Source organism: Microbulbifer sp. 2205BS26-8, assembly GCF_030731025.1.
Taxonomy (GTDB): domain Bacteria; phylum Pseudomonadota; class Gammaproteobacteria; order Pseudomonadales; family Cellvibrionaceae; genus Microbulbifer; species Microbulbifer spongiae.
In genome coordinates this window covers 39,249-52,446 of record NZ_JAVAMR010000015.1, presented here as the reverse complement: position 1 = coordinate 52,446, position 13,198 = coordinate 39,249, and the positions used below count along the sequence as shown (strand labels likewise).

The window sequence follows — 13,198 nt, the reverse complement described above, 5'->3', positions numbered from 1 at the left end:
GCTTTTACCCGACAACTGGTTTGATCACAGCAATAACAGACTCGTACTGCGATCTATCGATACTGGGACAGCAGTATCACGGTGTATAGCCGATTGATTGCCATAAGAACAGGAAAAGAAAGAGCAGCATGAGGATATCTATCAAAGCAACGGTGTCCGGCCATATTCATAGGTATGCTTGCAGCATTGGTCTTAGCTGCCTCTCATAAAGCCTGTCAGAGGCTATCTTGCAAAAACAGTTTTTTAAAAATCGAATCATCTGTCGGCTGACTTTCGATGTCGCGCGATAGAAGAACGCGTACCATAGAATACGCTGCCCCTCTTTGATGTATTTCTGGTCAATGCGATCGGACTGCTTCTTGAGGCTTTTTTCATCACCCATCTGCCAGCTGTCCTGACGCCGGTGCACGAACATCAGCAACAATAGCGATGTCATGATCGCCGCCCAGGCCTGAGCCGTCAATCCGGTTATGCTCTTGCTCCATGCCTTACTGCTTGCAAAATCGTTCTTCCAGGTGTCGAAGCATTTTTCCTCATCCCAGCGGCGCAAGTATAGAAACGCCACCATACCGGGCGCCAGCTCCATTTCGTTGGTGAGAAACTCGAAGCTGTGTCCATCCGGTGTCTGGTATTGAATCAGTCACCAACGCACCTGAGAGCGTCACTTCCTCGTCCGATAGCACCCCTTCGTTGATTATGTCCTGTTCAAAGTCCAGAGCCTTTCTCTCTTCGATGATCAGGTTGTCTTTCAGGCGGGTAATGACGGTCTGTCGGAGGCGTCGATACTGGCTGTCCCAGAAGGGCATGTCCACATAGGCACGGTCCGCAACCCACAGCGCATGGCGCTCCCTGAGAAGGCTGTCCTCTCTTTGTGCGTACTGTGAATCCCCCCGGGTTTCTCGGAGGCTAACTTTCTTGAGAGAATTAACCAATGAGCAAACGACCTGGATACTCCCCCGAAGTACGGGAACGCGCAGTTCGCATGGTGTTGACCGGCGAGCACGAGCATCAATCACGCTGGGCAGCGATTACATCTATCGCTTCCAAGATCGGCTGCACACCCGAGACCCTACGATCATGGGTCAACAAGATGGAAGTCGACAATGGTACTAAGCCCGGCACCACCAGCAGTGACGCAGCCCGTCTCAAAGAACTGGAGCGTGAGGCGCACGGTGTCGAGTCAATCTGTGAGGTTCTGCCGATTACACCGTCGACCTTCTACCGCTACAAGCATCTACAGGCCAATCCAGAGCAACGCTGTGTGCGCGCTCAACGTGACGATGAGCTGAAATCTGAGATCCAGCGGGTCTTCGAAGAAAACCTTCACGTCTATGGTGCTCGCAAGATCTGGAAGCAGCTTAACCGAGAGGATGTAAAGGTCGCCCGATGCACAGTTGAACGGTTGATGAAGGTGCTACAGCTGGAAGGCGTCCGAAGAGGCAAACGCTGCATTGCGACTATCCCGGATGAGCTAGCCCAGATTTTGCACGGCCAGCTTCACACCGCAGCATTTTATGCTTTCGGCCTGAGTGGTGCTGGAACTGCTGACTTTTGCTGGCAATTTATCCTCTTCGAACAGATTTTGTTCGATTTAGGCTGCGTTGGACACAACTTCCCCTTACCCCGTTATTTGTCTGTGTCGGGAGCAGCACTTCAAGACTCTACGTCGGTACCAAACGGGTAGCCAGTTTGCAGAAGATTTCTCTGTCAGGAAACAATGTCGGCAGCATTGGCAACTCCTATGACAACGCACTGGCAGAAACCATCAATGGCTTATTCAAAGCGGAGGTCATCCACAGGGCAGGCCCCTGGAAAGGGCTTTTGAAATAGCCATAGGGTATTTTCTGTTAATGTCAATAAAGAAAATGTGAATAAGCGCGGCAAAAGTGACGCGCTTATTCATATGGCCAATATGGCAAAAGAGTTAAAAATCTACGGTTAAGCCCAGGAAGGCATAACGACCCAAAGCATCGTAGATGCCTGCGAATGTATTACCATTTCCAAAAATTCCTGCCCCTGCGTTTGCGGTCAGTGGAGGCTCTTCACCAGTAATATTATTGATACCTCCACGAATCACTACGCTCTCTGTAGCTGCCCAGGAAGCAGACAGGTCTAAGTAATTGATTGCATCGAAGTCCTGGTTGACATCAACGGTGTGAATTACACCATTAGCATCCTCAACACCAACGGTATTGGTGTCATTTACATCACTAAAGTGACGCCAGGCAGCAGTCACGTCAACCCCAACCGGAGTAGCCCAAGTAGCTCTCAAAGTGCTGACGAATTCCGGGGTGGGAGTTCCACAGGAGCCGCCCCATTGACCCACACAGTCCTCTACTTCAGCGCCTGGGATCTCTTGTTGGTCCCACTTGGTTAAATAAGTAGCAATGTAGTTTAGGTTTACAAACCCCATAGAGGCGAGATCAAAGCCATAGCTGGCATTAATATCAAAACCGGCCGTTTCAAAGAAGCCAATGTTGGTATTAATAGACTCTATATAGCTGTCTGGAAGCCATAGGCTACCATTCGAGTCGCGATTAATTTTACCACACAAGGTTGGATCACCAGTGCTTAAGCACTGGTTGAGTAAAGTTTGTGGATCTACAAAAGCAATAGCGTCAGTTACATCGATATTGAAGTAATCCAGACTCACATTTAGACCGTCAATGAAGCTTGGCGTAAAGACAATGCCAGCAGAAATGGTTTCGGACTCTTCGGGAGCCAAGTCCGGGTTACCACCCTGCCGATAATTGTACTGATTGGCTGGTGAGTTCGGGATGTTACCGTACTGATCTGCGGTTACCCCCGTCCGGGCGCATTGCTCTAATGTAACCTTAGGTGATGGCCCACCACAAGGGTCGACGTTCATGTCAAACAGAGCGAGGCCTTGACCGGTAAAAAGCTCACGAATGTTGGCGTGACGAACAGCAGATTGGAAGCTGGCACGGACCCTGACATCGGAAATTGGCTGCCAGTCGAGGCCGAACTTGTAGGTATCGGTAGTGACGCCAGTATCGTAATCGGAATAGCGGTAGGCAATTTCAAGGCCTGCATACTCAGCACCAGGCAAACCACTCAGTACTGGGATATTGGCTTCTGTGAAAAACTCCTTAACACTGAGGGAGCCACTTACCGGCAGAGTTGAGCCACCTTGACCGGCCCCATCGCCCGATTGGAAGCCACTATCGGGATTGAAGGTCAGAGCTTCACGGCGAGTTTCAGCTCCTATAACCACTGCGACGCCACTATCGGCAGTCGGCAGTTTCACTCCGTAGTCACCTAAGTTACCAGTTGCGTATGCAGAATAGATTTCCTGCTCAGTAGTGCCGCGTGCGAACAGTGGCAATATTAGATAGTCAAGCGCTTCCTGAGTGACGCCGCCCTCTTGGAAGATGTTCCAGGGCACGCAGTTCGGATCGGTACCGTCGAGAACCGATTGACACACGGCGTCTCCAGTGTCCGGATCGGTGACCACGTCCAGGGCGCGGCGGATATTGGTGTTGGACATATCATTGAGGTAGGTTTCCTCCATACTCACTTCGGCGTATTGAGCGTAAGCATCGTAAGACCAGGTCTCATTGATATCGCCACGCAAGCCAAATACACCACGGAAGGTGGTGTGGCGGAGGTCATCCTGCCGTGGACCACCCTCTACGTTACGCCGACCAATAAAATAGGGGGCGTCGTCTTCTGGGCCCAGCCCGGCACTCGTACAGATTAAATCGCGTTGTTGATCGGACAGAAGCGGATTGTCACAATTGATACTGCTAGTTTCGTAGAAGTTACCAGATGGTGCAATCTGCGCAACGGTGCGATCATCAGCGTAAGATAGCTGAGTGTAAGCAGTGACATTTTCGCTGATGTCATAGTGACCGAATACGCCCATGGTCCAGCGCTCATCTGGGCGTTGGAAGTAGTTTAATGGGCCGTAATTGTAGAGTTGCTCATCCCAAGGCACAAACTCATTGCCGGAAACAGTGTAGTCGTTCACACCATCAAACAGAGTAAATCGCCCGCTGGGCAGAGTGCCAGAGCCCCCGCATTCATCTCTCAGGTCGTCAGAAGTTGGGATGCCAGTGACGGTATCCGGGTCAGGTATGCTGATACCGAGAGCGCAACCACTATAGTCGCGGTCAGACTGGAGAACAGCATCGATTTTACGATAGTTGGCGTAAGCAGTGACGTTGCCACGGCCGTCATCCAGGTTGGCACCCATAATCATAGAGAAGTCGTTGATTTTTCCATCTGTTTGGTTGCCATCCGCCACATCATAGCCAGAGGATGTGACTAGATTCTGCATGCGGCTATTATCATTATTGTGTTGGTAAACACTGGTCTGGGTTTCGAAGCGTACGCCTTCGAAGTCATCCATCATTACGAAGTTCACAACACCAGCGATCGCATCAGATCCATACGCGGCAGATGCACCACCTGTGAGTACTTCTACTCTCTCTACCAGAGCGCCAGGAATCTGGTTCAAGTCAGCGGAGCTACCGCCAGAAATCGGAGAACCTGCTGGCATACGGCGGCCGTCAATCAGCACCAGAGTGCGCTCTGAACCAAGGTCGCGCAGATCCACGGTGGCTGTACCAGTGGCCCCATTAGCTTGACCTGCAGTCTGGGTGGCAGCTACTTGTGGCAAGTCATTGATTAGGTCTTCCACTCGAACAACGCCAGTCGCTTTAAAATCTTCCGCATTTACAGAAGTTACCGGGCTAACGCTTACTTCGTTTGCATCACGTTGTATTCGAGAGCCAGTAACGACAATTTCTTCTACCATTTCCGCATCTTGCTGAGCGAAAGCAGGCATAGCCGGAACCATAATCGCAGCTGCGCTGAAGCCCAAAGCCCCCTTTACAGCTACAGACAAAAGGTTCTTTTTCATTGTTAATCCTCTCTTAATCGTTGGATTTATAGTCTTTTGCCATGAAAGGCGATAATCGGAAGCGGTCACCCCCAAAGTAACCTGACTCCTCCCAACACCTTCCATGACGGCTAGAGTAAAAAATACCTCAATTTTTTAAAAAAGTCGCAATGGCATTCTCGACAGGTTACTCACCCACTCCAGATAGTGCTGATTCTGGATTTAGACATTGACAAGTAAAAAGTCACAATACTAAACAATTTATTAAGGCAAATTCCTATTTTTGTAATCAAATGAGGCATTTTTCTTTATTAAGCTTTTTTACTACGGCATTTTAGTCATGTTAGGATGTTATTGTCAAACCCACTATATACTCAGTATGCCATCCTCAGCGTCTCAGCCAGTGTGTCTAACCCATCATTTCCGCACTACCCCTACTTCAGATAGTATCGCTCCATCATCCGCAAAGTACTCAACTCGTGGCTGGTATCGCCACACTTCATAACCATTCATGCACCAATACAGGTCCGATCAGGGTTAATTCCGCAGCACTTGGCCAATTCTAATTCTATAGCCAGCGCTTGCACTCTCCAGGCAAACAGTAACAGCCTGCAATTGCACCTTACCTCCAACACCCAAATACCTGTGTATTATGTATCGGGTGGACCACAGCAGCAGAACGCCGGTGTCGAGCGCTGCAATCGGCCAGCGCGCAAGGATACGCTGAGCAAACCTGTTCTTCAGTGTCCAGTCAGCCCCCGCTGCTTGAACAGTTACTAAAGAGCCTTTCAGCATGGCTTCAGCGACACAATGTCTCAGCAGCAGCCATAACGCAAACATTTTGATTGTAATACCTGTCAGAGTTAAAGAGCTACCCCTTTAGGAATAGCAGACTGTGTGCAGCTATGGCGGACTTTCAAACATTTTTCCAGTGGTAAGCCGTATCTTCCACCCAGCGGGTTTTTAGATTATGAAGCCTCATTCGCAATACCTGAAAGGCCATAGAGTGACAATAAAGGTTCCCATTTGTTACGATCCTAGCTAAATCCAGTATGTGAGCTTCTGGTAAGAAGGGGCATATCAGTTTGACTGGTTGTAATTCTTTACAGCCTAACTCCCTTTATATCTAGTAAATGGTATTTATAGCCAGTTGAATCCCATAAGTGGAATTGTCCGACAGCATCAGGATGCACAACCATTAGGGAGAGGTGGCAGGTTTGGTCTGGACAAAACCATCCAGCAGCAAGTCTAATTTGCGTTTATAAGCACTGGCTGCATATGGGCTACCCACCAGGGAAAAGGCCTCCTTAAAGCTCTTGCGGGATGCGGCCATATGCCCCAGCTGAAATCTTGTCAGCCCCAGCAGGAAATGGAAACGGTGGTCATCATGATGCCAAATAGCGCGGCGCAAACGCTTCTCAGCCCGCGTGTATTTTCCCTGCTCATAGGCGTCGCGTGTCTGGTAATACAGGTAGTAGGGGTTTCGCTCCCGATGGTGGCGCGCGCGCTGCATAGGCATCGGCCAGTCTTTCACGACCACTGAAACGGTACAAGCGCGCTAAATCGCTCATGGCCACCAGATGGATATTATTGAAATACAGGGCCTGACGATAACTCTGTTCCGCCTCAGAGTAATGGCCAAAATGGCTGTAAAACGCCCCCAGGTTGGCCCACAGATCACTTTTTCTGGGGCGCAGTTCCAGAGCCTTGCGCAGATACAAAAAGGCTTTCTCGCCCTTGCCCGCACGCATAAGCTCAACCCCGCGGTTGCTGTAATACAATGAGAACGCACTGGTGTCTTCCAACCTGCGCTGGCGGTAGGCGGGATCATAAGCGGCCAGATTGAAGTCTATCACGCGGCGGCCACGGGGACCTTCCGAAACCATATTGACGTGGCGGTAGACCACAAAAGTCTGGGCCTCCTCGTGACTCCAGACCGGGGGAACCGAGACCTGGTTAAAGGAGGCCTCGACACCCAGCTCCCGCGCCATCGCCACTATCATCAGGGTAAATGACAGGCAGTTACCACGCCGATTATGAAAAGTCTGCGCGGCAGTCAGCGTTGTGGTTTGATCATATTCAACATGGAACTTCTGCGTTTCAAACGCTTTGATCAGCGATGTCAAGCGTTTCTGTGGCGATGCACCCAGAGCAATATCTGCGAGAAACCGGCGCATCTCCGCTGTTAGTGTCATCACCGGGTCTCGAGGTAATTCAGCGGCGTGCACGGGCCGGCCAAAGATCGCAGCACCAGACAGCAAGTGTTCCACCGCAACTTCTGCCGGTTTTTCCGTAAATGACTGGCCAGCGCAGGCCCCTAAAATGCCCATAAGCATTATGAGGATCAAAAGTACCAGGGCCTTTCTCATTGTGGTTTCCCTGGTCGGAGCACCCTACTTGGGCGCTTAGCATTTTTCCGACCGCTTGTGAATAGCAATGCGATGACCGGTTTGGTTGCAGTTGTAACGAGTCGCCTGCTGCACTCGCAACTGTTACACTTCGCAAGCTGCCTTGTAGGCCGGGCTGCCAGCACCACTGCAGAGCGGGCCAACCCGAGAAGGTATGGTAAAGGAAACTGCTGCGTGGCCGAGACCTCCATCGTCAATTACAACGGGAAAGTGGAATCATTTTCCAGGGTCTGGTTGGATTGCCAGGCCAATGGACCGAAATCGTTCATATGCCCCTGAATCCGTGAGCATCTTGGCAGGCCAAGGTATGCTTGAGTAAAGCTATAACAACTGGAACTTCAGCTTATGTCGTCGAATACACACCAGACTAGCGGTGGCTTCTTTGGTCACCCGAAAGGGCTTTCCACGCTGTTCTTCACCGAAATGTGGGAGCGGATGAGCTATTACGGTATGCGTGCCCTACTCGTACTGTTTATGACCGCCAGCCTTCAGGAAGAGGGCCTTGCCTTCACCGTTGCCGCTGCAGCCGCCATCTACGGCCTTTACACTGGTGCGGTCTACTTTCTCGGCCTGCCCGGCGGTTGGATCGCAGACCGCCTGCTCGGTGGGCAGCGCACTATATGGTATGGCGGCATCATTATCATGTGTGGCCATATCGTGCTGGCGATCCCCAGTGACAACACTTTTTTTCTGGGCCTGATCCTGGTTGCATCCGGGACCGGACTGCTCAAACCCAATATCAGCGCCCTGGTGGGCCACCTCTATCAACCCGAAGATGTGCGTCGCGACAGTGGTTACGCCCTCTACTATATGGGCATCAACATCGGCTCCGTGCTCGGTTCCACCATTTGTGGATACTTCGGTGAGAATATCGGCTGGCACTGGGGATTCGGTGCCGCGGCGGTCGGTATGGCCATCGGCCTGATTCAGTACCGCAGGACCATCGGCAACCTGGGTGATGCCAGCTTAAAACCGGAAAACCCCATGCCAGCGGATAAAACCAGGCTGGCCTGGCGCATCATCGGTGCCGCTTTAGTTGCTGTTGCACTGATCACCGGCTTGACTATGCAGGGCGTCATCACCATCGATCCGGTCACAGCTGCCCAGTACGTAGCTGTGGCCTTTACCCTGACTTTCCTCGCCTATTTCGGCTTCATCTATTTCCGTGGCAAGCTGAGCGGGTCAGAAAAAAGGAAGTTGTGGGCCCTGTTCCTAATCTGTGTAGCCTCCACCTTTTTCTGGTCGGGTTTCGAGCAGGCCGGATCCTCTCTCAACTTGTTCGCCCGCGATTATACCGACCGCCTGATCGGTGCCTTTGAGATACCGGCGACCTGGTTTCAAAATCTCAACTCACTGTTCATCATCACCTTGTCCCCTTTCTTTGCTGCGCTGTGGATCAACCTGGGCAAGCGCATGATGACCCCCTCCTACAACCTGAAATGTGCCATCGGCCTGATCATTATGGCCAGCGGTTTCTTGGTGATGTTCTTTGCCGCCCAATATGCCGCCGAGGGTCTGAAAGTAGCGCCATACTGGTTGGTTACCACTTACTTCCTGCACACCGTTGGCGAGCTGTGCCTGAGCCCGGTGGCCCTGAGTGCCGTCAGCAAACTGTCCCCTCGCCGCTTCGCCGGCCAGATGATGGGCGTATTCGTACTGACCTATTCCATCGGCAACATCTTCTCAGGCCTGTTGGCGGGACACTTCGATCCGAACAATATCTCTGAAATGCCAAATCTTTACCTGCAGATCAGCCTGTTCACTATCGGCATCGGCATTATCCTCGCGCTGATCAGCCTGAAGTCAAAACACTGGGAGAGTCTTGGGGAGGAGTCTCAAATAGCACCCGCTGAAGCCACCGCCAGAACGGTGTAAGGAGACGGCCCCACTGAACCTTACTGCGGGTCTGGAGTGAAAATAAGACAGGCCGCTGCCTGCAGCAGCGGCTTTTTTTAATCACCCAGAAGGTTCTTCTCGGACATTTCATCAACAGAGTACATCCGCACACCATGACTCTTTAGGTATAAAACCCCATTCCCCCAACCACAGTGGCGATGGGATCTTCACCTATCGTGCAGGGTGGGTGCAGACGGCCAATGACAGACAGTCCACCTGTTCTTCCCTATAAGAAACGGCCAATGTTCAGCCACATAAAGCGAAATCCGATCACGCACAACAACGCCGCAAAGCAGTGTTTTAACAATCGTGCGGGGAGGCGGTGGGCCAGTATGGCGCCAAAGCGGGCGAAAAAAGTGCTGGCCAGCACGATACCGAAAAAAGCGGGCCAGTAAATATAGCCACTGCTCCACCTCGGCAACAGCGTATTGTTCCAGCCCTGCACCGAAAAGCTCAGCGCACCGGCAACCGCAATGGGCAGGCCACAGGCAGCGGAAGTGGCGATGGCACGCTGCATGTTTACCTGGCAGCGGGATAGGAAGGGCACCGTCAGCGCACCGCCACCAATACCAAATATTGCCGAGACCCAGCCGATAACCCCGCCCGCAGTCATCAGTACAGGAGGGCCGGGCAATCTACCAGAGCCCTCTGAAACACCGCCATGGCGCAGACCACTCAGCCACATACGGACGGCCATCAAGATAGCAAAAACACCAATAAGCAGTTGTAACCAGGCTCCGGAAAGGCGTTCTGCTGTCATGCCCCCTACCCAGGAGCCCAGGAGTATTCCGGGCGTCATTACCCCAAAAACCCGCCAATCCACGGCGGCCTTCTGATGGTGCGTGCGCACCGAGCTGATTGAGGTGACCACAATCGTCGCCAGTGAAGTGCCCACCGCCATGTGGGTGAGGATGTCCGGGGAAATACCCATGGCGGTAAAAACCAGTACCAGTGCCGGAACTATGATCAGCCCACCACCAACCCCGAACAGGCCGGCGATGGTGCCCGCCACAGCCCCCACGAGAAAGTAAACAAAGAGTGTTTCCATACTCTTCCCCCTCTCAATTTACAACGATAAACAAACCCGTTCAGAGCCAAAGAGCTGCTGCTTAGTGGGGCACAAAATGACCATTGATTCAGGAGGCGGGGGAGTTAACCACGACTCTCAACAGCAAGCCAGCCAAAACCTGCCTCCTGACAGGCAAAGAGGCAGTTCCCCGCACCAGCAACAGCGTCTGCCAGCGCCTCTTGGACAAGTGCCAATCGATTATTTTTCTCACTGATATGTGCAAGCACCAGGTGCTGGAGCTGCTGATGGCCCACCCTCTGCAGAAAGCCGGCAGCCTGCTGGTTGCTCAGATGCCCATAGGCACCACCGACGCGCTGTTTCAAGCGGGGGGGATAGGGGCCCTGGACCAGCATCTTGGGGTCGTGATTAGTCTCCAGAACCAGTGCATCGCAGTCACCAAAATGCCTCTCCACATGGGGGGTCACGGTGCCCAGGTCGGTCAATAGCCCGAGACTGCAGCCGCAACTGCGAAAAACAAACTGCGCAGCCTCACGGGCATCATGGGGTACAGCCACTGGGGTAACCTGAATATCGGCAACCGTAAACGGCTGGTGCCCTTCAATCAGGTGCACCTGAGGCAACCTGCCGATACTGCGGGCGCGGAGAGTTCCGGCGGTCAGGAAAACCGGCAGTCCGTACTTGCGCGCAAGCGGCGCTACGCCAGACAAATGATCGCTGTGCTCGTGGGTGACCAGTATTGCGCAGAGATCTGATGGGGATATGCCCAGCCGCGCCATACGGCGCTTGGTTTCCTTAATGGTGAAACCACAATCCACCAACAGACAGTGGCCGCCACTGGCGACCAAGGTGCCGTTGCCCCTGCTGCCGCTCCCCAGGGAAGCGAAGCGCAGGCCCATTTAAATCAGGTTCTGCTGGATAGAAAGCAACAGTTGGGAAGCCTTGGCCCTGGACAGGGGCTGACCGCGTGTATCGCGAATGCGCACTTCAATCTCGTCGTCATTGCCCCGTATAACAACCAGATAACCGGGATATGCCTCATCAGGGCTCGCCCCCACACCCAGTCCCTTAATTTCCCTGAATAAAGGAGATTCAACCTCTGCATCCGGATCGATACCGGCGAGGATCTGTTGCAGAGTCACCTGATCTGCACTGTCCGCCAGTTTGTCTTCTTTATCTCCGCTGTTCCAGAAGAACCAGCCTCCGCCCTCTTCCTCACTGTTGGCCAGCTCTCGGTCCTCATCGTAGGTCACGTAAAAGAGCCCGATATCGGAATCTTCGCGGTGCAGGCGATAGGCGCCTGCATTGACCGCATGGGCCACTGTCGCCCAGGCCCGCTCCATCTCCAGTCCCATAGAGATATAGGGCTCGAGACCAACCGGTTCACGCAGCCGCACCTTGACCGTATCGCCACCGATGGCCTGGGCCACCAAAGAGGCTGAGGCACCGGAAGTATCAGTCGCCAGGGCAGTGGACATCTCGTCAATCATCCAGCCTTCACGCTCGGGACTCGAGGAGCGCTGAGGCCAGTTCACCGTGCCACCCACCGGTGCTTCCGCTGGCGTGGACAGGTGGCGCACATGGATTTCCGTGGTATCCGGCTGTACGCCGGTTTCAATCTGCAGCCGGTACTTGTCCTTGGTGTCAGGGCTTTCATTGAACGTCATCCAGGCGGTTTCCAAAATACCGGCACTGGCATCAGACATTTCCACACGCAGACCCGAAGTGCGCAGGAAGTAGTGCAGTTGCGGCCAGACTTCCTCCGGCGGCTGGGACACCAGCACCCAGCGGTTACTGCCCAACTTTTGAATTTTAACCCTGTCCAGGCTCGCGTTGATGGAAAGGGCCTGGGGCCTGGGCACTTCAAAATCCCCCTCTGCCAGTTCGTCTCCGGCAATCTGGGGAATCTCGTAGAGTTCTTCCTGGTGCTTGGCAGTGATGCCATCGGGCATCTGCAGTGGCGGCAGGCTATCGGCCTGCTGATAGTCGTTGCTGCGGTCACGGAAATAGCCATCGTTGCCGAATACACCGCAGCCGGCCAGGGTAAGGCTGGAAATACAGAGCGCGGCTGCAACGGTCAATTTGTTCATGAAAGCTTATCCTGATTCGTTCTCAATTCGCGGGTTCAGAGTATGCCGGCACTGCGCAGGGCTTCGCGCACTGTAGCATGGTGCTGGGGAGAAAGGCTGGTCAGTGGCAGACGAATTCCCCCGTCTATACGCCCCATTTCCCGCAGCGCCCATTTCACCGGTATCGGGTTGGACTCCAAAAACAGCACTTTGTGCAATATTTGGATGCGCTGATCAATGGCCTGCGCAGTGGCAGCATCGCCAGCCAGGGCGGTCTCGCACATCTGGGCAACCGCAGCGGGCGCTACATTGGCAGTCACGCTGATATCGCCGTGTCCCCCCATCAACATCAGCTCCAAAGCGGTACTGTCATCACCGGAGTACACGGCAAACCCCTCCGGCAGGATATCCAATAACTCCCTGGCGCGCGTCAAATCACCAGTCGCTTCCTTGATGCCGACAATATTATCGATGGTCGCCAGGCGCTTCACTGTGTCAGGCAGCATGTCGACAGCCGTGCGGGCGGGCACATTGTAGAGGATCTGCGGGATTGCCACCGCTCTGGCGATGGCCAGGTAGTGCTGGTACAGCCCCTCCTGGCTCGGTTTATTGTAGTAAGGCGTCACCAACAGACAGGCGTCAGCGCCACATCGGGCGGCGTTTTCCGTGAGGTCGACAGCCTCCGTGGTGGAGTTGGCACCTGTCCCCGCAATCACCGGGATGCGCCCCGCCACCTGATCCACAACACGCCGGATCATCTCCACGTGCTCATGCACATCGAGAGTGGCGGATTCCCCCGTGGTGCCAACGGCAACCAGCGCGCGGGTGCCCTGCTCGATATGCCACTCAACCAGGCTGCGCAAACTTTCCCAGTCCAGGCTTCCGTCTGCATACATTGGAGTGGCCAAGGCCACCATACTGCCGGTAAACATCC

11 protein-coding genes and 2 pseudogenes are annotated in these 13,198 nt (G+C 53.4%); 4 read left to right on the top strand and 9 right to left on the bottom strand.

Features of this window, described 5'->3' with window-relative positions; translation table 11 throughout:
• Nucleotides 1-166 precede the first annotated feature (166 nt).
• Complete coding sequence (locus tag Q5Y71_RS07455) at nucleotides 167-568, bottom strand: hypothetical protein (RefSeq protein WP_306041269.1); 402 nt, start codon at nucleotides 566-568, stop codon at nucleotides 167-169.
• Entirely contained in the window at nucleotides 534-932 is a 399-nt protein-coding gene (locus tag Q5Y71_RS07450; RefSeq protein ID WP_306041267.1) for a hypothetical protein, read from the bottom strand. The genes Q5Y71_RS07455 and Q5Y71_RS07450 overlap by 35 nt, the downstream gene beginning before the upstream one ends.
• On the opposite strand from Q5Y71_RS07450, the pseudogene Q5Y71_RS17535 reads away from it, so the two are divergent.
• The 3 genes and pseudogenes from Q5Y71_RS17535 to Q5Y71_RS07440 all read left to right on the top strand — a co-directional run.
• Nucleotides 932-1,105: pseudogene (locus Q5Y71_RS17535) on the top strand (IS3 family transposase); the annotation flags it as partial. The gene Q5Y71_RS07450 and the pseudogene Q5Y71_RS17535 sit on opposite strands and share 1 nt — an antisense overlap.
• A 57-nt stretch (nucleotides 1,106-1,162) precedes the next feature.
• Nucleotides 1,163-1,477: pseudogene (locus Q5Y71_RS17530) on the top strand (IS3 family transposase); the annotation flags it as partial.
• Between the two features lie 212 nt (nucleotides 1,478-1,689).
• Entirely contained in the window at nucleotides 1,690-1,830 is a 141-nt protein-coding gene (locus Q5Y71_RS07440; RefSeq protein ID WP_306041312.1) for a hypothetical protein, read from the top strand.
• A gap of 94 nt (nucleotides 1,831-1,924) precedes the next feature.
• On the opposite strand, the gene Q5Y71_RS07435 is transcribed toward Q5Y71_RS07440, so the two are convergent.
• The 3 genes from Q5Y71_RS07435 to Q5Y71_RS07425 form a co-directional block, all read right to left on the bottom strand.
• A complete protein-coding gene (locus Q5Y71_RS07435) occupies nucleotides 1,925-4,954 on the bottom strand; it encodes a TonB-dependent receptor domain-containing protein (protein WP_306041265.1) in 3,030 nt (1,009 codons plus the stop codon).
• 1,108 nt (nucleotides 4,955-6,062) lie between these two features.
• Nucleotides 6,063-6,383: a hypothetical protein gene (locus Q5Y71_RS07430; RefSeq protein WP_306041262.1), complete on the bottom strand. Its 321-nt coding sequence runs from the start codon at nucleotides 6,381-6,383 to the stop codon at nucleotides 6,063-6,065.
• A complete protein-coding gene (locus tag Q5Y71_RS07425) occupies nucleotides 6,307-7,233 on the bottom strand; it encodes a tetratricopeptide repeat protein (RefSeq protein ID WP_306041261.1) in 927 nt (308 codons plus the stop codon). The genes Q5Y71_RS07430 and Q5Y71_RS07425 overlap by 77 nt, the downstream gene beginning before the upstream one ends.
• 384 nt (nucleotides 7,234-7,617) lie before the next feature.
• Here Q5Y71_RS07425 and Q5Y71_RS07420 point away from each other — a divergent pair, with 384 nt between their 5' ends.
• A complete protein-coding gene (locus Q5Y71_RS07420) occupies nucleotides 7,618-9,147 on the top strand; it encodes a peptide MFS transporter (protein WP_306041259.1) in 1,530 nt (509 codons plus the stop codon).
• 247 nt (nucleotides 9,148-9,394) lie between these two features.
• Here the strand turns inward: Q5Y71_RS07420 and Q5Y71_RS07415 are convergent, their stop codons facing one another.
• The 4 genes from Q5Y71_RS07415 to dapA form a co-directional block, all read right to left on the bottom strand.
• Nucleotides 9,395-10,216, bottom strand: coding sequence for a sulfite exporter TauE/SafE family protein (locus Q5Y71_RS07415; protein ID WP_306041257.1), 822 nt, complete (start codon nucleotides 10,214-10,216; stop codon nucleotides 9,395-9,397).
• Nucleotides 10,217-10,320: 104 nt separating this feature from the next.
• Nucleotides 10,321-11,094: an MBL fold metallo-hydrolase gene (locus Q5Y71_RS07410; RefSeq protein ID WP_306041255.1), complete on the bottom strand. Its 774-nt coding sequence runs from the start codon at nucleotides 11,092-11,094 to the stop codon at nucleotides 10,321-10,323.
• Nucleotides 11,095-12,285, bottom strand: coding sequence for an outer membrane protein assembly factor BamC (gene bamC, locus Q5Y71_RS07405; RefSeq protein WP_306041253.1), 1,191 nt, complete (start codon nucleotides 12,283-12,285; stop codon nucleotides 11,095-11,097).
• 35 nt (nucleotides 12,286-12,320) lie between these two features.
• Nucleotides 12,321-13,196 carry a 4-hydroxy-tetrahydrodipicolinate synthase gene (gene dapA, locus Q5Y71_RS07400; protein WP_306041252.1) on the bottom strand — a complete coding sequence of 292 codons (876 nt, stop codon included), beginning with the start codon at nucleotides 13,194-13,196 and terminating at the stop codon, nucleotides 12,321-12,323.
• Between the last annotated feature and the right edge of the window lie 2 nt (nucleotides 13,197-13,198).